Origin of the sequence: Massilia agilis (assembly GCF_024756255.1) — a bacterium.
GTDB classification, from domain to species: domain Bacteria; phylum Pseudomonadota; class Gammaproteobacteria; order Burkholderiales; family Burkholderiaceae_D; genus Telluria; species Telluria agilis.
In genome coordinates this window covers 171717-195983 of the sequence record NZ_JANUHB010000001.1, presented here as the reverse complement: position 1 = coordinate 195983, position 24267 = coordinate 171717, and the positions used below count along the sequence as shown (strand labels likewise).

Below are 24267 nucleotides of genomic sequence, written 5' to 3'. Positions count from 1 at the left end.
ACGATGAGCGAACAAGCAAACGCGAATGGCAGCGGTGCCGGCTTCCTGCTGACCCGGCACTGGCGCGACCTGGACGATGGCGTGCAGGTCGAATTCTGGCTCGCGACCGACGAGGGGCCGCGCCTGGTCCGGCTTGCGCCGCAGGCCGCGGTCGCGTTCATCCCGCAGGAGCAGCGCGCAGCGGCCGAGCAGCTGCTGGCGCGCGAGCGCGGCTGGGAGCTGCGCGAGCTGGCGCTGTCCGACTTCCGGCACCGCCCCGTGGCAGGCCTGTACTGTCGCCAGTACCGCCAGCTGCTGCGGCTTGAAAAGCGCCTGCGCCAGCACGGCATCGACGTGTACGAAGCCGACGTGCGCCCGCCCGAGCGCTACCTGATGGAGCGCTTCATCACCGCCCCGGTCGAGTATTCCGGCCAGGCCGCTGCCACCGATCCGGCGCTGCTGGACGCGGGGCAGTTGAAGCCTGCCGCCGGCTACCGGCCGCGCCTGCGCACTGTGTCGCTCGACATCGAGACCACGTTCCAGGGCGAGCTCTATTCGATCGCGCTGGAAGGGTGCGGCCAGCGCCAGGTGTACATGCTCGGCCCGCCGAACGGGGAGGCCGGCGCGCTCGACTTTGCGCTCGAGTACTGCGAGACCCGGCGCGACCTGCTGGTCCGCCTGGAGGAGTGGATGGCACGGCATGACCCGGATGCGATCATCGGCTGGAACCTGGTGCAGTTCGACCTGCGCGTGCTGCAGCAGAACGCCGAGCGCGTACAGCACCTGCTCCGCCTTGGCCGTGGCGGGGCGCCGGTCGAGTGGCGCGAACACAGCAGGCAGGAGCACTTCTTCGTGTCGATTCCGGGCCGGCTCGTCATCGACGGCATCGAGGCGCTGCGCTCGGCGACCTGGAGCTTTCCGTCCTTTAGCCTGGAGCACGTTGCGCAAACCCTGCTGGGCGAAGGCAAGGAGATTGACAACGCCTACGACCGCATGGACGAGATCGACCGCATGTTCGCCGAGGACAAGCCGGCGCTGGCACGCTACAACCTCAAGGACTGCGAACTGGTCACCCGCATCTTCGACAAGACCGGGCTGATGGCCTTTTTGCTCGAACGCGCGAGCGTGACCGGCCTGGCGGCCGACCGCAGCGGCGGGTCGGTGGCGGCATTCGAGCACCTGTACATGCCGGTGATGCACCGCCAGGGCTTTGTTGCGCCGAACATCGGCGACGTGGTGGGCGGCGAGAGCCCGGGCGGCTTCGTGATGGATTCGCGCTCCGGGCTGTACGATTCGGTGCTGGTGCTCGACTACAAGAGCCTGTACCCGTCGATCATCCGCACCTTCCTGATCGACCCGGTGGGCCTGGTCGAAGGGCTGTGCGAGGACGAAGCCGGCACCGTGCCCGGCTTTCGCAACGCGCGCTTCTCGCGCACCAAGCACTGCCTGCCCGCGATCGTGCGCCAGGTGTGGGAGGGCAGGGACGCCGCCAAGCGCGAGCGCAACGCGCACCTGTCGCAGGCGCTCAAGATCATCATGAACTCGTTTTACGGGGTGCTCGGCTCGCCCGGCTGCCGTTTCCTCGACCCGCGGCTGGCCTCGTCGATCACCCTGCGCGGCCACCAGATCATGCACCGCACGCGCGAGCTGATCGAGGACCAGGGCTACCAGGTGATCTATGGCGATACCGATTCGACCTTCGTCTGGCTGGGGCGCGCGCATGAGAGCGAGGACGCCGAACGGATCGGTCGCGCACTGGTCGCGCACGTGAACGACTGGTGGCGTCGCCACCTGCGCGAGGAATATGGCCTGGACTGCGCGCTCGAGCTGCAGTTCGAGCGGCACTTCCGCCGCTTCCTGATGCCCACTGTGCGCGGTTCCGAAGAAGGCAGCAAGAAGCGCTACGCCGGGCTGGTGACCAGGCCTGACGGGCTGGAGGAGGTGGTGTACAAAGGGCTGGAGACCGTGCGCACCGACTGGACGCCACTGGCCCAGCAGTTCCAGCAGGGGCTGTACGAGCGCATCTTCAAGGGCGAGCCGTACCAGGAATTCGTGCGCGACTATGCCCAGCGCACGCTGCGCGGCGAACTGGACGAGCTGCTGGTGTACCGCAAGCGGCTGCGCCGCAAGCTCGACGATTACGAGCGCAACGTGCCGCCCCACGTGCGCGCCGCGCGTGCGGCCGACGAGTTCCACCTCAGCCAGGGACGGCCGGCGCAGTACCGCAACGGCGGCTGGATTCGCTACGTGGTCACCACCGCGGGGCCGGAGCCGCTGGAGACGCGGCGTTCACCGATCGATTACGAGCACTACCTGAGCCGCCAGCTCGAGCCGGTGGCCGACGCCATCCTGCCCTTCCTGGGCGACTCGTTCGCGCGCCTGACCAGCCGGCAGCAGGAGCTGTTCTGAGCCGCTTCAGCCGGCGGCCCGAAAGTCGTTGACCACGAACTGGCGTTTGCCGCCGGGCGCGCGCGCCAGTTCCGGCACCTCGGCCACTTCCATCTCGAAGCGGGTGCCCCAGTGCTCCAGCGGCGCGGCGAGCAGCTCGGCCTTTTGCTCGGGTGTCAGCGGCCCGTTGCGCGGCACCACGGCAATGGTCAGCTTGCCCGGCTCGCGCTGGCGGATCTGGCACGACCGCACAAAGTCCCAGGTGCCCGCCTCCAGCGCAATGGTCAGGCCGGGCAGGCGGTTGCCGTCGCGGTCGAGCACGAACTCGTGCACGCGCCCCAAAATTTCGGGGCACTGGCCGTGTTCGTCGATGTCGGCAAAGTCGCCGGTGCAGTAGCGGATCAAGGGCATCACCTCGTTCCATGCCGAGGTGCCGACGATCTCGGGTTGGCCGTCGCTGGAGAGCCGGGTCTCGGTCCAGCCGTAAAGGGACTCGAACTGGTAGGCGCTGGTGTGGCCGCGCTGGTGGTGCGCGAACGCGAGGTTGGTGCGTTCGGTCAGGCCGTAGCTGATCGAGACCGGGCAATCGAACACGCGGCCGACGAGCGCGAGCTGCACCGGCGTGGCCGGCTCGGAAGCGAGCAGCACGCCCTTCAGCCGGAACTGCAGGTCGCCAGGCGCAAGCAGTTCGGCCAGCGACAGGGCCGCGCTCGGGTAGGCGTGGATGAATTCGGGGCGAAAGCGGTTCAGCGCGTCGACGATGCTCGCCTTGTGCGCAGCCTGCAGGTGGTTGGGCGAGACCATCAGCCGGTTGCCGAAGCGGTAGCAGGGCGCGTCGTCCAGCGGCCGCGCCGAATCGGCGCCCAGGCGGGCGTAGCGCGATTTGTCGAAACTGAAGCCCAGGCGCCCCCAGGCGTGGAAGTAGAACGCCTTTTCGATATCGCCCTGGCGCTTGTCGCGCCACACGCCGATGCCGGTGCCGGACGAGCCGTGGCTCTGCGCATACACCAGGAAGCGCGGGTTCACGCGATCGTCCACGAAGTCGCGCTGGCATTCCATCACGTCCTGCTTGCCGATGTAGGGGAAGCGTTCCAGCAGTTCCGCCACCGGCGCATGCGCAAGCTCCGCCGGGCGCAGCGACACGCGGCGGCGGTACCAGGGAACGTGGGCCACCGCGCTGCCCAGCACATGGCGCAGCCGGTGTTCGGCCGCCGCGCGCTGCACTTCGGGCGGCGCGGCAAGCAGGCGCCGCACCGCGAAATGGTCGGGGTGGTACAGCAGCTTGGCCGGCACCACACCGCGCCAGCGATGGTAGAGACGAAGCAGTGTTCCCTTCGCGCGCTCGTAATCCATGCCGTCCACCTCTCCCGCAAAAGCCAAAGTCGGTCCAAGCTCAGTCGTCGAAATCATGGTAGTGCCTGTCTTGTTTGCGTGTCGCACAAATGGCCGAGTCCGCTTGAAGCGTCACGGGATCAGCATCGTCATCTCGGCAAAACCGAGCCAGCCGCGGTCGAGCAGGTCGACGCGGGCATCCGAATAGGTGAAGCTGAACTGCTGGGTATGGGTGCGGTTGTGCGGCTCGGTTCCGCTGCGCTGGGTGTACTGCGCCACCACGTACACGGCCTGTCCCAGCACCGCCTCGACCGGGAACTGCGCCGGCGACAGCGCGTTCGGGTAGCGCCGCGCCGCGCTTTCGGGGTAGCTGGGCGGCTGCTGGACCCTGTACACACCGGGATCGGACAGCGGGGCATAGTCGATGTCGGTGACGCCGCCGAGCTGGTCGGACACGCGGCAGACCAGGTCCGGATACGGTCCGCGCGACAGGTAGGTGTGCACGACCGGCACGCCGTCGCCGTCCGGCGCAATGCGCACCAGGTCGCCCTTGCCGTCGCCGTTGACGTCGCCCACCAGCACCAGTCCCGCGTCGCCCATCATGCCGGCGCCGTTCTCGCTGTGGCGCCGGAACAAGCCCGTTGCGGAAGCGGCGTACACGGTAAACATGAGCTCACCGTCATCGGCGCGCCAGGCGTTGAGCAGCTGGGTCTGGCCGCCGCCGGTAAAACCGATCGGATGGAACTGGCCCGGCGCGAAGCCCTGGCCGTGAAAGCTGCTGTCGGGGCCTGCGACGAAGCCACCCGCGCCGTCGGCGAAAAAGGTGCGCAGGTGCAGCAGCGCTCCGTCCTCCGTTTGTTCCTGCCACGCCTGGACCAGGTCCATCATGCCGTCGCCATTGACGTCCAGCGGCAGGAAGGCGAGGTGGCTGGCCAGGTCGATGGTGGCCAGCACGGTGTCGCGCCGCGCCGCAAAGTGCACCCGGTCCACCGCGCTGGAAACGGAGAGGTAGGCGGTGAGGTGTGTCTTGCCTTGCTCGTCGGCCCAGGCGCGCACCAGGTCGACCATGCCGTCGCCGTTCACGTCCATCGGCCACAGGGCGAGCTGGCGCGCGGGCTGGGCCGGGTCCTCGGTGGGGCTCACCAGCGCCTGGCTGAACACCGCGGTGCCGGCTGCGCCGGGCAGGGACAGGTAGCTGCGGAAGTAAAGCAGCTGGCCGCGCCGCGGGTCGGCGTGGCCGTAGGCTTCCACCAGGTCGAGGCGCCCGTCGCCGTTCACGTCCATCACGAAGAATCCGAGGTGGTGCTCGCTCCAGGCGTCGCCCGTATCGTGCACGGCCAGCGCATCGAACGACGCGCCGTTGGACGCGAAGGACGCCAGCACCAGGTTGCCGCTGTGCGGGTCGCGGTAGGCCACCAGCAGGTCGGCGCGGCCGTCACCGTCCAGGTCCGCCGCCAGGATCCGGTGCTCGTTCGGGAACACGCCGAGCGGGCAGATGGCGCCGCAGTCGTAGGCGCCGTTGCCGTCGGCCAGCCAGGTGGTCGCGTTGAGCCGGCCGCGCCCGTCGATCCAGAGCTGGACCAGGTCGGTGCAGCCGTTCCCGCTCACGTCCATCGGCAGGAAGCCGGTTGTCTGCGCATGCCGGCCGAGCGTCACCAGCGCGGCGGCGTCGAAACCGGGGACTGGCGTGTCCTGCCAACCGATGGTGATGAGCTGCTCGAAGCGGCGCGCGCCATCGGACGCGCTGCGCTCGGTGACACTGCACAGGCGGCTCTGGCGCGTGGCGGCGCTGCAGCCGTAGTCCAGGTCGTAGCTGTGCACCAGGGTGGAGGCGTCGAGCCAGGTGTTGATCTGGGCGAGGCGGTACAGGGTGGCCACGCCACAGCCGGCGGCAAACGCGGTGATCGGGTCCGGCCGCTCCTCGTAGGTGAAGGTGATGATGCTGCCCGGCGCCGCCTCGTTGCATGCACGGTAGCTGATGCGGTCCAGGTAGTACTGCCCGCAGTCCGCCGCGCCCTCCACCGGCGTGGTGGTGTAGTGGTACTCGACCCGGTTGCCGTGCAGGTCTTCCACCGAATGCAGCGCCCACACGCGCACCTGCCCGCTGCCGTGGGCCTTGATGCGGCTGTCCGGCGAGGCGCCGTAGGTCCAGATCTCGCCATCCATCATGACGGTGATGAACCCGTCCTCCACGGTGCCGCCGGCGCGGATCTGCTTCCACTCGTGCATCTGCGTGTGGTACAGCGTGCCGGGCTGGCCGTAGTCGCCGTCCACGCTGATCAGGCGCTGGCCGTCCAGCGCCAGGCGGTCGCGCGCGTCGTAGTTCACCGAACCGTTGAACCCGTCCACCGCGTACGTGGCCTTGGTGCGGGTGATGGACGACAGGCCGCCAATGCTCCAGCCCACACCCAGCGCCCCATTCGGCTGGCGGTGGCTGTACACCAGTTCGAGCCCGGGCCGCATGCCGGTCAGGCTGGCCGGAGTCGGCAACACCAGGCGGTAGGTGGCCTGGCCGCTCGCATCGACATTGAAGACGCCTTGCGGCAAACCGCGGCCGGACAGGGGAAAGTCGGAGTGCATGTTGGTGGACACGATTACCTGAGCGAGAAGTGGTTCTGGATGGCGCGGCAGATCGACAGCGCCAGGAATTCCTGCTGCGCGATGCCGAACGGGAGGCCCGCATCGAATTGCTCGGACATGGGGATGCACAGGGACAGCCGGTCCACCAGCCGCACGGTCGTTCGCAGCCGGTCGCCATCGATGCGCAGGCTGGCTTCGACCACATGGGTCGCGCCGGCGGCGCCGGGACCGTAGGGAACGACCTGGGCGCCGAACACGCAATGCAGGCGGTGCTCCAGTTCGGCCTGCAGTGCCTGGGCGCACTCGGTCGCGGCGCGGTGCGCGCCCACGCTGCGCAGCGGAGCCACGGCCAGGCGGCGCACGTTCAGGGGTGTCGGGGGGAACTTGTCGGGACTGGCGGGCAGGGCTTGCAGGGTGTCGGCGGACGGGGTGACCGCAGGCGGGCAAAGGGTGCGCAGGCGTTCGCGCAGGCGCTCGGCCAGGACGCTTTGCGCGGCATCGGGCCGATGGGGGCTCCCGCGGTTTGCACGCTCGACCGGAAATGGGGACACGGTGGCGCCTCCCGGCGGAACGTCCGGTGCTTGCGGTCGCCGGGCCGTGGGACGCCGGGCATCCAGCGCGACGACAGCGCTTTCGAGCGCAGCCGAACCGTAACTAAAATTCAATGTTTTGTGCATTTTGGAAATTATTTTGTTGGCAAGCTGTCTGATGCCGGATAAACTCTAGCCCTAAAGCAATAAATAAACCTTCCGGTTTCCTTCCGGTTTTCAAGTCCTTGATTTGCTTGGATTTCTAGCGACCCTGCGCAGGCTTCCAGGCGTTCGGAGAAGATGACGACAGAGCAGTTCCGCTTCGGGGAATGGGACGTCAGCCGCGCCGGCAACAGCCTGCAGCGCGGTGACGAACGGTTCCAGATCGAGCCGCGTGCGATGGACGTGCTGTTCGCGTTATGCGCTCGTGCCAACGAAGTGATCAGCACCGAAGAGCTCCTGCTCGAATGCTGGGGCAGCACCGTCTACGGCGACAATCCGGTCCACAAGACCATCACCCAGCTGCGCCGGGTGCTGGCGGACAGCGCCGCCAATCCCTCTTATATACAAACGATTCGCAAACGCGGGTACCGGGCAATCGCGCCGGTCAGTTTTGGCGATCCTGCCGTCCAGGTACAGCCCGGGAGCTGGCGCGACGGTTCCCCGTTCCGCGGCCTGCAGCCGTTCGACGCGGAGCATGCGGCCATCTTTTTTGGCCGGGACACGGCGGTCAATGCGCTGCGCTCCTCGCTGGCCGGGCAGGCGCGCGCGGGGCGGCCGCTGGTGGTGGTGCTGGGGCCGAGCGGCTCGGGCAAGACCTCGCTGATCCTGGCCGGGCTGGTGCCGGCACTCATGCGCGAACAACGGGCGGGGGAGCCGCATGCGCTGTCTTCGGCCTTCATCGACCTGGGTGAATTGCACGATGGGCAGGTGTTCGCAGGGCTGGCCTCGGCCATGCTGGACTGGCAGTTGGGGGACGATGCCGTGTTCGGCGGCGAGAGCGGGGTGTCGCTGGGGCGCTTGTTACAGGCCGACCCGGCCGAGGTGGCCGCGCGCATCGACAAGGCGCTGGGCGCCCGTGGCGCAGGCCGGGACCACCGGCTCGTCGTGGTCATCGACCGCTTCGAGGCCTTGTTCACCCATCCGCAGGTGACCGCAGCGCAGCGCGAGGCGGTGGTTTCGGCGCTCGATACGCTGGCGCGCGCGGGCCGGGTGATGGTGATCATCGCCTGCCGCAACGACTTCTACCCGCGCATTGCCGAATTCCCGCCGCTACTGGAAGGGAAGGCCCAAGGCGCCCATTTTGACGTCGAGCGTCCCAGTCTTGCCGAGATCATGCAAATGATCCGGCTGCCCGCACTGGCCGCCGACCTGACCTACGGCGTCGATCCGCAAACGCAGGAACGCTGCGACGAGCTGCTGGCGCGCAGCGCCGCCGCAAGTCCCGATTCGCTGCCGCTGCTGCAGTACACGCTGCAGGAACTGTACCGGCTGCGCAGCCCGGCGGGCGAGCTGTCGGTGGAGGCATACCACCGCATCGGCGGGCTGGAGGGCGCGATCGGCGCGCGTGCCGAGGAAGTGATTGCCGGGCTCATGGCGGGCCAGGTGGCGGCGCTGCCGCGCGTGCTGTCGCTGGTGGTGACGGTGTCGGCGGACAGCGAGGCGGTGACCAGCCGGCGCGCGCCATGGTCCGCGCTCAGGTCCGACACCGAGCGTGAGTTGGTCAACGCGCTCGTCGATGCGCGGCTGTTCTTGAGCGAGTTGGTCGACGGCGAAGGGGGCTTTGGCGTGGCGCACGAGGCGCTGCTGCGGCGCTGGCCGCGTGCGGCCAACTGGATCGCCTCGCACCGCGACGGCTTGCAGGTGCGCTCGCGGATTGCGCAGTGGACCGCGCGCTGGGCAGTTGAAGGGCGGCGCGCTGACCTGCTGCTTCCGCACGGTAAGCAGCTGGACGAGGCGCGCGGACTGCTCGATATGCACGAATTGTCGCTGTCGGCACTGGAGCGCGAGCTGATCGACGCCTCAACGAGGAAAGCCAAGCGCCGAGATCAGGTCAGACTGATGGTCATGGCGTCCATTGTGATCCTCGCGGTGCTCGCCGGCGCCGCATCGCTCGTCGCGTTTTCTTCGAAGCGCGTTGCGCAACAGCGGCGGGCAGAAGCCGAAGGGCTGATGGGCTTCATGCTTGGCGATTTCGCGGACAAGCTCCGACCGCTCGGGCGTCTTGATCTGTTGGATTCGGTGAGCGGGAAAGCGCTCGAATACCTTGCGGTCAATGACGACAGCAACGCGGCCTCGCAGACAAACCGAGCAAAGGCGCTTCAAGTAATCGCGGAAGTGAGCTACGCGCGGAGCGACGCGAAGGCGGCGATATCAGCGCTCGATTCGGCCCGCGCCATCCTGCTGCGTCAATTGGTGGGGGGGGGCCAGAACTGGGAAGTCGTCAAGGGGTTGGGGGGCAATGCATTCTGGCATGGACAAATTTATTTGAACCAAGGCGATATGGCGCGGGCGGAGGAACAGTTCAAACTGTACCAGCAGTACACCGACCGCCTCAATCGGATTGACTCGAACAATATCGAAGGATGGGTCGAGCAATCGTATGCACATACTAATTTAGGGCAACTGGCACTCAAGCGCGGAAACCTCGACCGCGCCGCGGCCGACTTCGCGGCATCGATTGAACTGAAACAGCGGGCACTCGTACTCAGACCGAACGATAAAACGCTGTTGGCCGAACTTGCCAACAGTCTGTCGTGGCTGGCTAGCACTCGTGAAGCGCTTGGAGCGCTCGAGGAGGCCCTGCGGCTTTACAACCACCAGGTAGAGGTGGTATCCCGACTTTACGAAAGTTCGCCAAGTGACTCCCTTTGGGCAAAAAATACCGCAGTCGCGCTGCAACGTCGCGGATGGTTGAAGGCGATGATGGGGCAGACCGGGGGCGGGATCGCCGATCTTACGGAGGCCCAGCAATTGCTGCAGGCTGTCGTGTTACGGGAGCCAAAACATCGCGTTTGGGAGATTCTACTGACGGGCGTTCGGTTTGAGCTTCTACGCGTTCAGCTAGCTGAGGGCAGCCCGTCGGTGCTTCGTTCACTGCATTCGGTCGCCGAAACTGCCAAGAGACTTCTCGTACTTGATCCAAAGTCCCGCGAGTCTGCCCTTACGCTCGCGCTCGCTTACCAAAATATCGGCGTCGCCGCGCTTAGCTCTGGACGATACGAGGAGGCGACTATGTTCCTCTCGCAGAGTCTGGAAAGCCTTCAAGTGCTTTTCGCAAGCAACCGTGACCAGATCCGCTACCGGGGCGATGTGGCACGGACGCTCGTATTTCTAGGGCAAGCAAATGCCGGGATCGGCAATACAGTCGAAGCGAAACGGGCTTGCGGCTCGGCTCTTGAGCTACTTGACGAGAGCATCAAGGGTTCGGACTATCGTCTATTGGACCCGTGGGTTCGCGCGCAACTTTGTCTTGGCAGAATGGCAGCGGCAGCAGCCGGACATGAGCGACTGAAATCGATCGGTTACCGGGAGGCCTCATACAGCCGTTTTTTCTCAACCCATCAAAAGAAGGAGTCACTAACTAATGGCCATTACTAGCAATACCGATTCGTCCGGCGTTGTTCCCGCGCCGGAATTTCATAACATTACGGTTGTAGTTGAGCCAGTATCGGATGGCAGCGGCAACGCCGGCGGCGGTAAGTGGAAAGTGACCTGTACGCCGTACTCGTCTCCCGTGTTCACTGGCGATGCGATCCTGAACTATCAACTGGTTGCACCGACTCCATCGGGTATTGTATTTGCAGGTTATGAGGCATGCGCGCCGCTGCCAGGTCGTCAGCTTAGCAAGCCCTCCATTTCTGTGGACGGCAAGATGATGACCTTCAGTGATCGAAACTCGAAGGGCGAGGTAATCCTTGTGACGCTCCGTTTTAAGGACATCATGGAAATTCTCTATGATCCGGAAGTACCCAACGATGGCGTACATTAATCCACTCGGCGCTACGCTTACAAACTAGGAGTACAAGACCATGCCAGAAGTACCAAACGACGGGACGCGTTTAACAAGCGAAACTGCGGCTGCGACCGATACGACGCTAAGCACGCCCGCTCTTGCCCTGCAAGCTGTCGAAATCCAGACGAATCCAGTCGAAGCTGAGCTTATCGGTGTGCCGGTTGTGGCAGTCTCGGGCGGGTAGACGCCAGCTCACCGCGGGTTAATCCGAGTTTAGATTTTAAGAGGAGGTTTTTATGCCAGAAGTACCAAACGATGGACCGCACTTCACTACTGAAGTCACTACGGTGACGAGCGAAGTGTCAAGCGTACAGGCCAGCGACATTACATACGTGACTGGTGACATCCAGAACATGGAGCCTGTGGTGGAGATTGTCGGCTCAGCTGCGACACCAGTGCTGGGTACTTAGAGTAACAGCCGATCGACCGCGGTTGTTGAGGTGACTTGCGCGGATGATTCCGCCGCTACGATTGTAGGGGTGCCGGCCGGTTAGAAATCGTCCCGCAACACCAAACTGATCCAAGTGTCCTATCCCCCGGTGGTCATACCGGCCGATCGAGCGACCTAACGACAGCAACATATAGCCAGCGCGGGCAACACAGCCGCGTTGGCTTTTCTATGCGATGCTTCCGCGCCAGGACACGCTGCCACTGTCGAGGTGCGTCCGGAACGCTTCGGCGCAGTCGTATCAACGATAATCCCCCGATGGAACTCGAATTCCTCGGCACCTCATCCGGTACGCCCACCAAGACGCGCAATGTCTCCGCGCTCGCGCTGCGCTCGCCTTTGGCGGGCCGCTGGTACCTGGTCGACTGCGGCGAAGGGACGCAACACCGCCTGCTGCACACCAGCCTGTCGTTGATGGGCCTGCGCGCCATTTTCATCACGCATGTGCACGGCGACCACTGCTACGGCTTGCCGGGCTTGCTGGCGAGCGCGGGCCTGCTCAACCGCACAGACGAACTGCTGCTGGTCGGACCCGCAGCCATTGCCGCTTTCGTCCAGGGCGTGATGGAAACGACGCAGCTCGGCCTTCCGTACCCGCTCGCCTTCCTGCCGGTCGAACAGGGCATCCCGAACGGCCTGCTGCCGGACTTCGAGGTGCGCGCCACGGCGCTGTCGCACCGGGTCCCCTCGTATGCCTATTCCTTTACCGAATCCACTGTGGAGCGAAAACTCGACGCAGCCCGGCTCAGGGCCGATGGCGTGCCGCGCGGGCCCGCGTGGGGCGAGCTGCAGCGCGGGCGCGATGTGAGGCTGGCCAACGGTCGCGCGCTGCGTGCGCAGGACTATCTTCTACCGCCCCGCAAGCCGCGCACGATCATCATTGGCGGCGACAACGATACGCCGGAACTACTGGCGGACGAAGCCGTCGGCGCCGACGTACTGGTGCACGAGGCAACCTACACCGAGGAGATACTGGAAAAGGTGGGGCCGGCACCGCAGCACAGCACGGCGCGCCGAACAGCGCGTTTTGCTGCCGACGCGAACATTCCGAACCTCGTGCTGACCCATTTCAGCCCACGCTACCAGCAGCACAACGGGCCACAAACCTTGGCCGACGTGGAGCGCGAGGCGCGCGCCGCCTATCACGGCAACCTGTTCCTGGCGAATGACCTCGACAGGTTCAGCCTGGACAGGCAAGGGCGCCTGTCGCGCATCGCCCAAGCCGGATAATTACTGCACCCGGCGCACCTTCGGCGACTGGTTGGTACCCTCGATCTCCAGGAAAATGGTGCCGAAGAAGTTGCGCGACACCTTGACCTTGGGGTTTTGCAGCGGCGCCAGCACGGCTTCGCTGCCGTCGACCACTTTCCAGACCTGCCCGTTGGCCAGTTTGATCTGCGAACCGGGGCGCCAGCCGTCAAAGGTGCCGGCGATCGTGCTCTCGATCGATTTGGGCTGCTCGTCGGCCTGCTTCTTCACCGCTTCCATGCCAAAGTTTTGCTCGGGCGTCCGCGACGGCGCGGCAGCCGGCGCTGCGGCCAAGGCGGCGGTGGCCGGGGCGGCCTGGCCAAGCGGGATCGCGTCGTAGCAGCTCAGGCGGGTGGCGGCGTCGGCCAGCGCGCGGCATTTCTGGAGCGCGGCGTCATCGGCAAACGCGGCGCCGGATACGAGCAGGAGCAAGTACAGGGCTTTTTTCATCGTCTTTCCAACCAGATGCGCGTACCACACCGGTACGGCTGGGGACGATTATAGCGTCAAGGCAACCTGTCGTTGGCGAGGAAGGCCCAGGCCACCGTGATGACGATGGTCCCGGTGAGCGTGACGCAGGACCAGGTGAAGAACCACGCAGACACCATGCTGGCCTGCAGCGCGCGCTCGAACAGGCAGCCCATGCCGAAATCGAACGCCGTCAGGATCGACCAGCGCCGCAGGTACACGGGCAGGAACTTGCACATGCGCCGGTTGTGCTGGCGGGCGGCATGTCGCTCGATGCGGTTGCGCGCGGCGCTGACGTCCGCGAACAGCCAGTCGAAGAACATGAAACGGTAGAGGAGCCGCCAGAACGGCAACTCCGGCTGTTCTGCGGCAGGTGTCGGCTTGTCGGTCATCGTGCTGCGCCTGAATGCTTTTCCTGCATACTAAGCCGAAGCCGCACGCGGCACGATGACAAATGGCCAATCGTGCGTTGCGCGCGGCATCATTGCAGGGTGCACAGCACCAGTTCGGGATCGGCGTTGATACGCAGTGGCAACGCGCTGCAGCCGATGCCGCGGCTGACGATCAGCGGGCCGTTGGCGAACTCGTACCTACCGTAGCAATGGTCGCGCGACAAGGGGCCGCGCGGGCGCCTGACCGGCGTGCCGTTCGCGAATGCGATCTGGCCGCCGTGGGTGTGGCCGGCAAAGCCGACATCGAAGGTCTCTGCCAGGTTGCACATGCCGTCGGGCGAATGCATCAGGTAGATGCGCACCGGAGCGGCCCCGGCAAACGCGGCGCGCGGCGAGGGCGCCCCGGTCCAGGGATCGTCCACGCCGCAGATACTGACCATGTCGAAGGGGGCCGGCAGCGCAAGGTTGCGGTTCACCAGCACGTGCACGCCGGCGTCCTGCAACGCGGCCTGGATCGGCTCGCGGCCGTGCCAGATGTCGTGGTTGCCCATGACCGCGTAGGCGCCAAGCGGCGCCAGTTCGGCGGCCCGGGCGAACAGGCCGCGCAGCTGGGCGATGTGGCGCGCGCCGAGCGAGACGTAGTCGCCACCGAGCAGCACCACGTCCGGCCGCGCCGCTTCGAGCTGGTGCGCGAGTGCGTCGAACAGGGCCGGGTGCGTGGTCGGGCCGGCGTGCAGGTCCGATGCGAACGCGATGACCAGCGGCGCAGGCAGGCGCTGCGCCGCGTCCAGCGCCAGCGCGTGCCGGGTGATGCCCAGGTTCCCGTGCCAGCCGCGGCGGTAGCTCCACGCGGCGACCTTGCCGTCCATCAGCAAAGTGTCGATCAAGCGTTCGACGCCGTAACGGATCGGGCGGCGACGGTGCTGGCCGGGCGCGCTCATGGCGGTTGCACCGTGAATGCGCCTTCGACGGCGATGCGGCCAGAGCAGACCGCGGTGTATGCGCTCCCCGCGGGATCAGCGAACAGGCGCACTTCGCTTTGCAGCGGCACCGGCGCGCGGAAGCGGGCAGAGATGGCGGTGAGCCTTGCGCCGCTGTCTTGTTCGAGTGCGGCACAGGCCCGGGCGACCGTGTGCATGCCGTGGATGATCGGTGCGCGCAGCCCCATCAGGCGGGCGGACCAGGGCCACAGGTGGATCGGGTTCCAGTCGCCCGAAATGGCCGCATAGGCGCGGCCGGCGGATGCGTCGACGGTCCAGCTGGCAATCTGCGCGCCGGGGACGGGTTCCTGGTGCCGGGCGTCCTTGCGCGCAGCGCGCACGCCGCGCACGGCCACGTAGTCGCTGCGGCAGGTGAACCTCGTCTGGCCGTCCTGTTCGCCTGCCGTGTCGAGCACGACGTGGATGGCGCCGCTGGGCTTGGGCGGCGCGATTGCGACGCTGGTGGTGATGACGAGCGGCCTGCCGGCATCGACCCGGCAGTGCTCGGTGATATCGTTACCGGCGTGGATCATGCCCGCAATGCGGAAAGGAAAGGCCGGGTCGAGCATCGTCGCCATGTGCGCGCGCTGGGCGACCAGGTAGTAGAACGTCACCGGCAAAGCGTCCGCGGCAAAGCCGAGGGCGGCGTTGTAGCGCTGCAGGTGAGCGGTGTCCAGGTGCCCCGCCTCGTAGCGCGTGCGCAGCGCGCCAGCCGCCCGTTGGGAACCCGCGTGCTTGAAGAGGGCGCGCGCCAGCAGCAGGGCGTTCAGCGGCGGAAGCGGGGCGGTCTGTGTCGGCGTGGTCATCCCGGGCAAAAGAGGTTCGAACAGCCGCATCGTACCCGACCCGGCTGCGAACCTCCAGTTTGCCCGGGCATACCGGATCAACGCGAACGCGTCCCGCCCTGGATGTTGGGGTTCGCTGCGGTCTGGCTGTCCTCGCGCTGCTGCTCGGCGTCGCCCGGGCCGGACAGCGATCCGCCCTGGCCGCTCTGCTGGCTTTGCTGTCCGCCCTGGCCGCCCTGCGCGTTTTGCTGTCCCTGCTGCTGGCCGCCCTGGCGGCTGTGCGGTCCGCGTACCCGGCTGCCCAGCGCGGGTGTGTCGCCGTGTTCACCCAGGTCCGCATTCTGCAGGTTGCCTGCGTCGTTACGGCTCGGCATGCCTACGCCCCCGTCGCGGCCGCCGGTGTTCAGGTTGCCCGTGGTCCCGGTGACGCCCGCTTCGCTGGTGCCAATCCCGCTCAGCTCGTCATAGTTGGCGCCCTTGACGCCCCTGCCTTTGTTCTCAGCCATGGTGACCTCCTGTCTGGTGAAACGGACAAACCTTGATGGTAGTCCCGTGGGCGCCAGGGCCAATCGGAAAACGGACGTGGACTTTGTGGGACCGGTCCTACAAATTCTTCTCTTGGTCTATTTCCCTTATGACAAAAGGGGATTATTATTGCCGGATGGAATTTCTCAACGGAGCATCATGACCGGCCAACCCACCGCCAAGGAACGCATCCTCGCCCGTGCCAACGCCGACTACCAGCCCGAGCTGGTGGCCGTCGATGCCGAGGCCATTGCCCGCATGCCCGCGCGGGCCGACCGCTTCAGCCACATGGCCGTTGGCCTGTTCGGCAAGCCGGCCGGCCAGACGCCGGAAGGCGCGGCTGCCTACAGCATTGCATTGAACAGCCTGAACTTCATGTTCTGGACGCCGACCACCGACGGCATCACGCGCTACCACTGGGGCGATGAAGGCGGTGCGCACGGCCTGAAGGCGGCGCTGGACTATGCATGGGGCGAGGAGCCGACGCCGGCGCGGCTGCGCGAACTGCTGGGGTCGGGCCAGGAGCAGGCGGTGCTCGACGTGCTGGGCGAGATTTCGCTGGCGCGGCGCCGGGCCCAGTTCCTGCGCGAGGTGCTGGCGGGCGAGCGCCTGGAGGAGGCCGCGGCCGAGCTGGTGCAGGCAGCGGGCAGCGGCAACCTGACCAGCGATGACGCCGAGCGGCTGGCCCGGCGCTTCCCGATGGCGTATGGCCAGGACCCGTACCTGGTGCGGGCCCAGCTGGCGGTAATGTGGTACGCCGGGTTCCTGCGCGAGCAGGGTAGCGAAGTCGATTGCGACATCACGGTGGCAGCCAGCTACCAGATGCCGCGCGTGATGCGCTCGATTAAGGTGCTCAAGTTCGACCCCGCGCTGGCGGCCAAGATCGACAGCCACACCCTCATCATGCGCGAAAGCGACGAAGAGCGCGCGATCCGCGCCGCCACTGTGCTCGGCTGCCAGATGCTGGCGCGGCATGTGGGGGTGTCCGAACATGCGATGGTCAATGTGCTGTGGCAGAACCGGCATGCGTGCGGCACGATTCCTTACCACCTGACGATCACGACGGATTACTGACTGCGGCCAGCTCTGGGGGCGCGGGCGGCGAACACACTGCTTGAACGCGTGGGCAGAATCTGCCCACCCTACGCGTGCTGACCGAGGCCAGCCCAAGGGGCGCGGGCAGCGATCCCACTGTCTGAATCCCCGTCGTTCCGGCGAAAGCCGGAACCCATACGCCGCGTGAATTTTGGCTCAGCATGGGTCCCGGCCTGCGCCGGGACGACGGGCGAAATGTGCGGCGCGACGCGTGGGCAGAATCTGCCCACCCTACGTGGCTAATGCGCGGCACTGACGGCTCAGTGGCCGTGCTGGCGCTCGTATTCGTCGGCTTCGGCCTTGGTCTTGTGGATGATGCCGTCCGGGTGCTCGGGCGGCGTGTACAGCGTGTACAGCCGCATCGGGGCACTGCCCGAGGTGTTGATCACGTTGTGCTCGGTGCCGGCCGGGATCACGACCGCCACGCCATCTTCGAGCGCGTGCTTTTCGCCGTCGAGGATGGCCACGCCTTCGCCTTCTTCCACGCGGATGAACTGGTCGTGCCCTTCGTGGCGCTCCATGCCGATCTCTTCGCCCGGCTGCAGCGTCATGATCACGAGCTGGCTGCGGGCGGTGGTGTACAGCACTTCACGGAAGTTGTTGCCCTCGAGGGTCTTCTGTTCGATGTTGATGCTAAAGCCCGACATGGTCGCTCCGGTCGCTGGTTGAACTGATGCCGATTGTATCGGAGCCGGCAGTTCCGTGCCGGGTTCAGTCGCGCGCCAGCGGTCGCACGTATTCGAGCAGGCTGACCAAGAGCTTGCCCGGTTCCTCGAACTGCACCAGGTGCGACGAGCGCTCGAACCACACGCCTTTCTTGTACGGCGCCTTCACCTTGTCGAGCCAGGCAGCGGTCGGCTGCGACGGGGTCGAATAGTCGTGGCGCCCCATGAACATCAGCACCGGGATCGGGAACCGGGTCACGCCCTTGAAATCCACCTCGAGCATTTCGTCGATGACGCTGCCCAGCGTGAGCAGGCTGCCCTTGTCGATCGCGTCCACGGCGGCCTTGTCGTATTCCGGCGAGAGCGCCGCCGCGTTGAAGTAGTAGCCCGATTCGCTGCGGAAGGCCGACAGGCCGCCGTAGTACTGCGCCCACTTGCGCGCGATGATGATGCGCTCGCGCGTGATCGGCTGGTTGCCGGGGTAGGGCGCGATGGTGGCCAGCTCGTCCAGCGCCGCCTGGTTGTGCGCGGCGCGCGCCTGCTGCAAGCCGTGGTCGAAGCTGATCCGCTCGTTGTCGTGCGCGTTGATGACCTGGCCGATGCCCACGTAGGCGTAGAACAGGTCGGGCCGCGCCAGCGCCGCCTTCATCGCCACGATGGTGCCCCAGCTGTGGCCCACCAGGATCACCTTGCGCTTGCCGTAGCGCTGGGCCACCTGCTGCGCGATCTCGACCGCGTCCTGGACGTAGCGGTCGATTTTCAGGGTCGGCTTGACCGTGGCCGGGTCGCTTTCGAGGTAGGTCTTGCCGGCGCCGCGCTGGTCGTAGTTGACGACGGTGAAATACTCTTCCAGCGGACGCTGGTAGGTCCACATCACCGGCGCCGCCGGCGAGGCCGGGCCGCCGTGCACGAACAGGATCACCGGGTTGGCCTTGTCCTGGCCGCGCACGTACAGCCATTGGTCGATGCCGCCGATGTGCAGCTTGAAGTTTTCCTGGATGCCCGCGGGGCTGACGATGCGCCCGAGGTCGCCGATGACGTCGCGCGGCGGCGGTTCGGCGGCCAGCGCAAACAGGGGCAGGGCAAGGAGCAGCAGGCAGCGGTACAGCGTGCGGATCATGGGGGCCTCGTCGGAATGGATGGGGCTGCTAGTGTAGCAGAGCAATATTGACAACGCTGGACCACGCGGATCGTGCGCCACGATCAACCTTGCCGTGTTAGTGTTATTTCCTTGTGGAAACTTCGCGAGGAAGAGCGCATGGAGAACGAGATCAGGGAATCGGTCATGGATGCAATCGGCAATACGCCGGTGGTACGGCTGGAACGGCTGTTTCCGGCCGCGGACGTGGTCGCCAAACTCGAATACATGAACCCGGGCGGCAGCATCAAGGACAGGATGGTGCGCTACATGTTGCGGCACATGCCGGAGGGCACGACGCGGCTGGTCGAGAGCTCATCCGGCAACACCGGCGCCGCGCTGGCGATGGCCAGTGCCGTGCTTGGGCTGGAGTGCGAGGTTGCGGTGCCGGAGTGCACCAGCGTCGAGAAGGTCCGGCGCATCGGGGCCTACGGCGCGCGCGTTCACCTGTGCGCGCAGGCGAGCGGCGAGGGGGATTACCACGCCGTGGCGCGGCGCATCGCGGCCGAGCGCGGCGCCTTTCATCTGGACCAGTACGCGTCCGAGCTCAATCGGCTGGCGCACTACCACGACACCGCGCCGGAGCTGTGGCGGCAGCTCGGCGGCGAGCTCGACGTGTTCGTGTGCGGCATCGGCTCGGGCGGCACCATTTCCGGCATCGGCCGCTACCTCAAGGAGCGCAACCCGAACGTGCGCGTGATCGGCGTGGAGCCGCTGAACTCGTCGTATCGCAAGCTGGTGACCGACCGCCCGGCCGCGGGCGAATTCGACACCGTGATCGAGGGCGTGGGCAAGCGCGAGCCCTCGCACAGCTTCGACCCGGCCGTGGTGGACGACGTGGTGCAGGTGCCGGACGGGCAGACGCTGGCCTGGTGCCGGGCGCTTGCGACCGAGGAGGGCATCCTGGCCGGTGGCTCGAGCGGTTGCGTGGTGGCCGGCATCGCCGAGATCCTGCCGCGCTTTCACGGCGCGCGGGTGGCGGCGGTGCTGCCCGATTCGGGCGCCTACTACTTGTCGAAGTACTTCTGACGCCTCGGGGCGTTGCGTAATGAAGTTGAGCTTTTCATACTTTTTCGTGTTTCGGAGAAACTATTGTGTAAGATAGCTGGCTGTACCGCACTCCCGGTTTCCCCTTGAGCACACTGAGCCTCCTTCTCGTCACGGCCGCCATGTCGGCCGTCATGCTGCTGGTCCTGTCGTCGCTGTCGCGCAGCGAGGTGAAGGGCATCCGCTGCTGGGCGCGCGCCAACTGGCTGGCGGTGCTGGCGCTGCCGCTGTTCGCCGGGCGAGGCGTGCTGCCCGACCTGGTTTCGATCGAGCTGGCCAACGGGCTGTACCTGTGGGCCATTGCGACGATGCTGGTGGGCTTTCGCAGCCACCTGGGAGTGCCTACCGGCGCGCGCGCCCTGGCTGCCTGCGCCGTGCTTGCGCTGGGCGCGCTCACCATTTTCCACTACGCGATCGAGTCATTCCCACTGCGCGTGGTGGTGGCCTCGCTGTTCCACGGCGGGTCCACGCTGGCCATCGGGCTGGCGGTCCGGCGCGCGCTGGGCAAGGCGCCGGCACGCTATCCCTACGTGTTCACCAGCGTGGCGGCGTTCGTACTGGCGAGCGGCCATGCGGTGCGGGCGGCCGTGTCGCTGGCCCAGCATGCGGGCATGGCGCCGCTGTTCGACGCGGCCACCTGGACCCTGATCTTCTTTTCGCTCGGTACGCTCGCCATGCCGCTCCTGACGCTGGGCGCGGTGATGATGGCCAATGCCGACATCGTGGCCAGGGCCAGGTATGCGGCGGACCACGATTACCTGACCGGGGCCTGGTCGCGGCGCGCGTTCTTCAACCTGGCCGAGCACGAGCGCGCGCGCGTGACGCGAAGCGGCGCCGAGCTGTCGGTGCTGCTGTTCGACGTGGACCACTTCAAGCGCATCAACGACACCTTCGGCCACGCGGTCGGCGACCGGGTGCTGGAGGACATCGTGCGGCGCACCGCGAGCGTGATCCGCGAGGCCGACTGCTGCGCGCGCCTGGGCGGGGAGGAATTCGCCGTGCTGCTGCCGGACGCATCGATCGAAACGGCGAGCTCCGTGGCCGAGCGCCTGCGCGATGCGCTTGCCCATTCGCCGCTGCTGCTGCCGCCCACCGTGGTGGTGGCATACACGGTGAGCATCGGCGTGGCGCGGCTGGAGCCCGGCGAAAGCATCACCGCGCTGCTGTGCCGCGCCGACCGCGCGCTGTACCTGGCCAAGGCCGCGGGCCGCAACGTGGCCGTGTGCGCCGCCGCGGCGTGCGATGCCGAGGATGCGTTGCGCGCGCACCCGGCGCCAATGACGCTGGCGGTGAGCCAGGTGTTAGCGGGCGACCAGCAGCTTTAGGCCGAGCGCAACGAAGATGCCGCCGGCCAGGCGGTCGAGCCACATGCCGGCACTGGGCCGCCTGGCCAGCCACGCGCCAACCGATCCCGAGAAGAAGCCGAGCAGCCCGAACAGCAGGGCCGCCTGTACCGTGAAGATGATGCCCAGCGCCGCCGTCTGCAGGTTGGCGTGGCCGTGCGCCGCGACCACGAACTGCGGCAGGAAGGACAGGAAGAACAGCACCACCTTGGGGTTGATGGCGTTGGCCAGCAGCCCTTTGGCGAACAGCGTGGACAGCGGCTCGCTGGCGGTGACAGTGGCCGCCCTGGCGCCGCCGCGGCTGCGTAAGGCCTGCAGGCCGAGCCAGACCAGGTACAGGCCGCCCGCCACCTTGAGCAGCGTGAAAGCGGCGGGCGACGCGGCGATCAGCGCCGATACGCCGAGCGTGGCCAGCACGGTGTGGCTCAGGCAGCCCAGCGCGCAGCCCAGGCCAAAGGCCATGCCGCGCGCACGGCCCTTGGCCATGCCGATGCCAAGTACCATCATGTTGTCCGGTCCCGGCGACAGGGTGATCAGGACGGCGGCGGTGAGAAAGCCAAGGACTTGTTCGATCGAGAGCATGTTGCGTCGCTTCAGGCGGCAAACGGCAGCAGCAGGGCGTGCTGGGTGGCGGTGTGCAGGTCGCGCCACACGCGGCCGATCTCGCTGCGGCCGTCGCAGGCGGACAGGCCGCACAGGGGGTACAGCTCGTCCACGGCGCGGCGTGCGGCCTGCACCATGCGCAGCGCCACCTCGTGCAGGTTGCGGATGTCGGCCTCAAGCACCTGCTCGCGGCGGCACACCTGGTCCCACATCCGGTCCAGCAGTGCGTAGAAGTGCTCGCGCAGTTGCGCAAGTTCAGCGGGGCCGTCGGCCAGCGCGCTGGCCACCTGCGGCAGTTCGGCCAGCGGCTGCCTGGTCACATGATGGCGCCGCTGCCCGATGACGTCGCGCGCAAGGCCGATGAAGTTGGCGGCCATGCCGGCCATGTTGGCGCCCAGCGTGACGAAGGCGAGCGACAGGAACGGGAAGCGGTACAGCGGGCCCTCGGCCACCGCGCCCTCGGGCGTCAGGTCGAATGCCTGGTGCGCGCCGGCGAACACGCCCTCAAGGCTGAAAGTGTGCGAAGCGGTCGCCTTCTGGCCGATGGTGTGCCAGTTTTCGTGCACCGTCACGTCGGATGCGGGCACGATGAAGGCGCGCATGCGCGGTGCGCCCGCCTCGTCCAGCAGCGGCTGGCCGTCGCGGCGCAGGATCGCGTTCATCGTGAAGTGCGTGGTCATGGGCGCGCCGGTGGCAAAGTCCCAGCGGCCGGTCAGGCGATAGCCGTCGCCATCGACGTCGGCATGGCCCGAGGGCGCGCCGCTGCCGCCCAGGCACAGGCCACGCGTGGCCATCACCTCGCGCGCGTAGGCCGGCGGCAGGAAGCCGGCAAACCAGGCGGCGCCGGCGCACAGCGTGACGGTCCAGCCGGTGCTGCCGTCGGCGGCGGCAATGGCTTCCTCAAGGCGCACCGCCTGCGGCAGGGGCAGCTCGGCGCCGCCGACGGAGCGGGGCGCCAGCATGCGCAGCCAGTCGCGGGCGTGAATCAGTTCCTGCACCGGCGCGGTCAGCATGCCGGCCTGCTCGGATGGGCGGGCCTGGCTGCGGATCAGGGCGGCGTCGGCGGGGGAAAGGGTGTAGTCGGTGTCGGGTACTGCTTGGTCGGGCATCTTCAGGTCCGGTGATGTGTTACGAGACCGACAGCGCGGTCATGCCATGTTCGCCCAGCCGCACCGCGACCGCGCCGCGCGCCACCATGCGGTCGATGGCGCGCGAGCCGTCGCCCGGGTGCACGTCCACGGCGCGCATCGCCTCGGGCACGATCAGGGTCTCAAAGCCTTCTTCCAGCGCGTCGGTGACGGTGTTCAGCACGCAGTAGTCGGTGGCCAGGCCGCACACCGCAACGCGCGTCACGCCGCGCGCGCGCAGCTGGCTGGCCAGCGTCGTGCCGTTGAAGGCGGAATAGGCGTCGGCTTGCGCGGTGTCGGCCTTGGAAATGACGATGGTGTCGTCGGGGAAGGCCAGTTCGGCGGAGAATTCGGCGCCGTGGGTGCCGGCCACGCAATGCGCGGGCCACGGCCCGCCCTGCTCGCGGAACGAGCAGTGGTCGGCGGGATGCCAGTCGCGCGAGGCAAAGATCGGCAGCTTGCAGTCGCCGTACAGCGCGAGCAGGTGGTTGATCGGGGCGATCACCTCGTGCCCTGCCGGCACACCCAGGCTGCCGCCGGGCAGGAAGTCATACTGCATGTCGACGACGATCAGGGCGTCTCCCTTGCCGAGTTTTATCGCGCTCATGGTGGTTCCGGTCAAATGGTTGGCGGGCAGGTTGCCATTGTAATCGTTCCGGCGTCCCGGCCCGAAAGTCAGGCGTCGAGCTCGACCCAGGTGGGCGCATGGTCGCTCGGCTTTTCGCGCGCGCGCACGTTGCGGTCCACATCGGCGGCGCGCAGCGCGGGGGCCAGCGCGGGACTGAGCAGCAGGTGGTCGATGCGCAGGCCCGCGTCGCGCCCGAAGGCATTGCGGAAGTAGTCCCAGAAAGTGTAGATCGTTTCGTCGGGGTGCATGGTGCGCAGCGCGTCGGTCCAGCCCTGGTCCACCAGGCGCCGGAAGGCTGCGCGCGTCTCGGGCCGGAACAGGGCGTCGTTGACCCAGCGCTCGGGCTTGTACACGTCCAGTTCGGTGGGCATCACGTTGAAGTCGCCGGCCAGGATCACCTTCTCGCCGCTGGCGATCAGTTCGGCGCCGCGCGCGATCAGGCGTTCGAACCACGCCAGCTTGTAGTCGAACTTGGGTCCGGGCGCCGGGTTCCCGTTGGGCAGGTAGAGGCAGGCGATGCGGATCCCGTTCACGACCGCCTCGATGTAGCGGCTTTGTTCGTCGGCCGGGTCGCCCGGCAGGCCGCGGCCCACCTCCTGCGGCTGGCAACCGCGCGCGAGGATCGCCACGCCGTTCCAGCTCTTCTGGCCATGCCAGATCGCGCCGTAGCCGGCCTCGCGGATCGCATCCAGCGGGAACTTCTCTTGCGGCGCCTTGAGTTCCTGCAGGCAGGCCACGTCGGGCCGGGTTTCGTCCAGCCACTGCAGGAGGGCGGGCAGGCGGCTGCCGATGCCGTTGACGTTGAAGGTGGCGACACGCATGTTTACTCCGGGATGTTATTGATTCTCCAATTTTGCCTGCAGGTTGCACTGTCGTGACGCACGCGTCAAGAGACGGTTCTTGTTGGCCGGTTGGCAATTGCCTATACTCGACAGCTCGATCGACTCTGCA

The 24267-nt window shown here is 66.9% G+C and carries 21 protein-coding genes; 7 read left to right on the top strand and 14 right to left on the bottom strand.

The genetic code is table 11. The features are described from left to right. Positions 1-3: 3 nt before the first annotated feature. Positions 4-2388 carry a DNA polymerase II gene (locus NX774_RS00875; protein ID WP_258820268.1) on the top strand — a complete coding sequence of 795 codons (2385 nt, stop codon included), beginning with the start codon at positions 4-6 and terminating at the stop codon, positions 2386-2388. 6 nt (positions 2389-2394) lie between these two features. Here the strand turns inward: NX774_RS00875 and NX774_RS00870 are convergent, their stop codons facing one another. The 3 genes from NX774_RS00870 to NX774_RS00860 are packed head-to-tail and all read right to left on the bottom strand — an operon-like array spanning position 2395 to position 6830. Beyond that, on the bottom strand, positions 2395-3777 hold the full coding sequence (locus tag NX774_RS00870) for a phenylacetate--CoA ligase family protein (protein ID WP_258820267.1): 1383 nt from the start codon (positions 3775-3777) through the stop codon (positions 2395-2397). Positions 3778-3831: 54 nt separating this feature from the next. Next, positions 3832-6291, bottom strand: a complete 2460-nt coding sequence (locus NX774_RS00865; protein WP_258820266.1) for an FG-GAP-like repeat-containing protein — start codon at positions 6289-6291, stop codon at positions 3832-3834. A gap of 2 nt (positions 6292-6293) precedes the next feature. After that, the gene (locus tag NX774_RS00860; protein ID WP_258820265.1) at positions 6294-6830 is read right to left on the bottom strand and encodes a hypothetical protein; all 537 of its coding nucleotides are present in this window, start codon (positions 6828-6830) and stop codon (positions 6294-6296) included. A 279-nt stretch (positions 6831-7109) separates the two neighbouring features. On the opposite strand from NX774_RS00860, the gene NX774_RS00855 reads away from it, so the two are divergent. The 3 genes from NX774_RS00855 (at position 7110) to NX774_RS00845 (ending at position 12502) form a co-directional block, all read left to right on the top strand. Continuing rightward, positions 7110-10409: an nSTAND1 domain-containing NTPase gene (locus NX774_RS00855; RefSeq protein WP_258820264.1), complete on the top strand. Its 3300-nt coding sequence runs from the start codon at positions 7110-7112 to the stop codon at positions 10407-10409. Beyond that, on the top strand, positions 10396-10800 hold the full coding sequence (locus tag NX774_RS00850) for a DP-EP family protein (RefSeq protein WP_258820263.1): 405 nt from the start codon (positions 10396-10398) through the stop codon (positions 10798-10800). The genes NX774_RS00855 and NX774_RS00850 overlap by 14 nt, the downstream gene beginning before the upstream one ends. Positions 10801-11530: 730 nt before the next feature. After that, on the top strand, positions 11531-12502 hold the full coding sequence (locus NX774_RS00845; protein ID WP_258820262.1) for a ribonuclease Z: 972 nt from the start codon (positions 11531-11533) through the stop codon (positions 12500-12502). Here the strand turns inward: NX774_RS00845 and NX774_RS00840 are convergent, their stop codons facing one another. From NX774_RS00840 to NX774_RS00820, 5 genes are all read right to left on the bottom strand, one after another. Continuing rightward, positions 12503-12970 (bottom strand): hypothetical protein, encoded by a 468-nt coding sequence (locus NX774_RS00840; RefSeq protein ID WP_258820261.1) that lies wholly within the window; start codon positions 12968-12970, stop codon positions 12503-12505. Between the two features lie 56 nt (positions 12971-13026). After that, positions 13027-13380, bottom strand: a complete 354-nt coding sequence (locus NX774_RS00835) for a hypothetical protein (protein WP_258820260.1) — start codon at positions 13378-13380, stop codon at positions 13027-13029. A gap of 89 nt (positions 13381-13469) precedes the next feature. After that, complete coding sequence (locus NX774_RS00830) at positions 13470-14321, bottom strand: metallophosphoesterase (RefSeq protein ID WP_258820259.1); 852 nt, start codon at positions 14319-14321, stop codon at positions 13470-13472. Further along, positions 14318-15166, bottom strand: coding sequence for a MaoC/PaaZ C-terminal domain-containing protein (locus NX774_RS00825; protein WP_258820258.1), 849 nt, complete (start codon positions 15164-15166; stop codon positions 14318-14320). Before NX774_RS00825 ends, NX774_RS00830 begins: the two co-directional genes overlap by 4 nt. Before the next feature lie 77 nt (positions 15167-15243). Next, positions 15244-15651, bottom strand: a complete 408-nt coding sequence (locus NX774_RS00820; RefSeq protein WP_258820257.1) for a hypothetical protein — start codon at positions 15649-15651, stop codon at positions 15244-15246. Positions 15652-15829: 178 nt separating this feature from the next. Between NX774_RS00820 and NX774_RS00815 the strand changes: the two genes are divergently transcribed. Next, a complete protein-coding gene (locus NX774_RS00815) occupies positions 15830-16744 on the top strand; it encodes a queuosine salvage family protein (RefSeq protein ID WP_258820256.1) in 915 nt (304 codons plus the stop codon). 281 nt (positions 16745-17025) lie between these two features. Here NX774_RS00815 and NX774_RS00810 read toward each other — a convergent pair whose 3' ends face one another. Further along, a complete protein-coding gene (locus NX774_RS00810; RefSeq protein WP_258820255.1) occupies positions 17026-17412 on the bottom strand; it encodes a cupin domain-containing protein in 387 nt (128 codons plus the stop codon). Between the two features lie 64 nt (positions 17413-17476). Continuing rightward, positions 17477-18550, bottom strand: a complete 1074-nt coding sequence (locus NX774_RS00805; RefSeq protein WP_258820254.1) for an alpha/beta hydrolase — start codon at positions 18548-18550, stop codon at positions 17477-17479. A gap of 138 nt (positions 18551-18688) precedes the next feature. Here NX774_RS00805 and NX774_RS00800 point away from each other — a divergent pair, with 138 nt between their 5' ends. Together NX774_RS00800 and NX774_RS00795 are read left to right on the top strand one after the other, a co-directional pair. Continuing rightward, a complete protein-coding gene (locus tag NX774_RS00800) occupies positions 18689-19597 on the top strand; it encodes a PLP-dependent cysteine synthase family protein (protein ID WP_258820253.1) in 909 nt (302 codons plus the stop codon). Between the two features lie 104 nt (positions 19598-19701). Beyond that, the gene (locus tag NX774_RS00795) at positions 19702-20940 is read left to right on the top strand and encodes a GGDEF domain-containing protein (protein ID WP_258820252.1); all 1239 of its coding nucleotides are present in this window, start codon (positions 19702-19704) and stop codon (positions 20938-20940) included. Here the strand turns inward: NX774_RS00795 and NX774_RS00790 are convergent. The 4 genes from NX774_RS00790 to xth all read right to left on the bottom strand — a co-directional run bounded on the left by NX774_RS00790 (position 20917) and on the right by xth (position 24137). After that, positions 20917-21540 carry a LysE family translocator gene (locus NX774_RS00790; RefSeq protein WP_258820251.1) on the bottom strand — a complete coding sequence of 208 codons (624 nt, stop codon included), beginning with the start codon at positions 21538-21540 and terminating at the stop codon, positions 20917-20919. The genes NX774_RS00795 and NX774_RS00790 overlap by 24 nt on opposite strands. A gap of 11 nt (positions 21541-21551) precedes the next feature. Beyond that, entirely contained in the window at positions 21552-22670 is a 1119-nt protein-coding gene (locus tag NX774_RS00785) for an acyl-CoA dehydrogenase family protein (RefSeq protein ID WP_258820250.1), read from the bottom strand. Between the two features lie 19 nt (positions 22671-22689). Next, positions 22690-23295 carry an isochorismatase family protein gene (locus NX774_RS00780; RefSeq protein ID WP_258820249.1) on the bottom strand — a complete coding sequence of 202 codons (606 nt, stop codon included), beginning with the start codon at positions 23293-23295 and terminating at the stop codon, positions 22690-22692. 68 nt (positions 23296-23363) lie between these two features. Next, complete coding sequence (gene xth / locus NX774_RS00775) at positions 23364-24137, bottom strand: exodeoxyribonuclease III (RefSeq protein ID WP_258820248.1); 774 nt, start codon at positions 24135-24137, stop codon at positions 23364-23366. Positions 24138-24267: the final 130 nt, after the last annotated feature.

Excerpts from the sequence above, each read along its gene's own strand:
- NX774_RS00875 (WP_258820268.1), top strand. The coding sequence starts at position 4 with ATGAGCGAACAAGCAAACGCGAATGGCAGCGGTGCCGGCTTCCTGCTG.
- NX774_RS00870 (WP_258820267.1), bottom strand. The coding sequence starts at position 3,777 with ATGATTTCGACGACTGAGCTTGGACCGACTTTGGCTTTTGCGGGAGAG.
- NX774_RS00855 (WP_258820264.1), top strand. The coding sequence starts at position 7,110 with ATGACGACAGAGCAGTTCCGCTTCGGGGAATGGGACGTCAGCCGCGCC.
- NX774_RS00850 (WP_258820263.1), top strand. The coding sequence starts at position 10,396 with ATGGCCATTACTAGCAATACCGATTCGTCCGGCGTTGTTCCCGCGCCG.
- NX774_RS00845 (WP_258820262.1), top strand. The coding sequence starts at position 11,531 with ATGGAACTCGAATTCCTCGGCACCTCATCCGGTACGCCCACCAAGACG.
- NX774_RS00840 (WP_258820261.1), bottom strand. The coding sequence starts at position 12,970 with ATGAAAAAAGCCCTGTACTTGCTCCTGCTCGTATCCGGCGCCGCGTTT.
- NX774_RS00835 (WP_258820260.1), bottom strand. The coding sequence starts at position 13,380 with ATGACCGACAAGCCGACACCTGCCGCAGAACAGCCGGAGTTGCCGTTC.
- NX774_RS00830 (WP_258820259.1), bottom strand. The coding sequence starts at position 14,321 with ATGAGCGCGCCCGGCCAGCACCGTCGCCGCCCGATCCGTTACGGCGTC.
- NX774_RS00825 (WP_258820258.1), bottom strand. The coding sequence starts at position 15,166 with ATGACCACGCCGACACAGACCGCCCCGCTTCCGCCGCTGAACGCCCTG.
- NX774_RS00820 (WP_258820257.1), bottom strand. The coding sequence starts at position 15,651 with ATGGCTGAGAACAAAGGCAGGGGCGTCAAGGGCGCCAACTATGACGAG.
- NX774_RS00815 (WP_258820256.1), top strand. The coding sequence starts at position 15,830 with ATGACCGGCCAACCCACCGCCAAGGAACGCATCCTCGCCCGTGCCAAC.
- NX774_RS00810 (WP_258820255.1), bottom strand. The coding sequence starts at position 17,412 with ATGTCGGGCTTTAGCATCAACATCGAACAGAAGACCCTCGAGGGCAAC.
- NX774_RS00805 (WP_258820254.1), bottom strand. The coding sequence starts at position 18,550 with ATGATCCGCACGCTGTACCGCTGCCTGCTGCTCCTTGCCCTGCCCCTG.
- NX774_RS00800 (WP_258820253.1), top strand. The coding sequence starts at position 18,689 with ATGGAGAACGAGATCAGGGAATCGGTCATGGATGCAATCGGCAATACG.
- NX774_RS00790 (WP_258820251.1), bottom strand. The coding sequence starts at position 21,540 with ATGCTCTCGATCGAACAAGTCCTTGGCTTTCTCACCGCCGCCGTCCTG.
- NX774_RS00785 (WP_258820250.1), bottom strand. The coding sequence starts at position 22,670 with ATGCCCGACCAAGCAGTACCCGACACCGACTACACCCTTTCCCCCGCC.
- NX774_RS00780 (WP_258820249.1), bottom strand. The coding sequence starts at position 23,295 with ATGAGCGCGATAAAACTCGGCAAGGGAGACGCCCTGATCGTCGTCGAC.
- xth (WP_258820248.1), bottom strand. The coding sequence starts at position 24,137 with ATGCGTGTCGCCACCTTCAACGTCAACGGCATCGGCAGCCGCCTGCCC.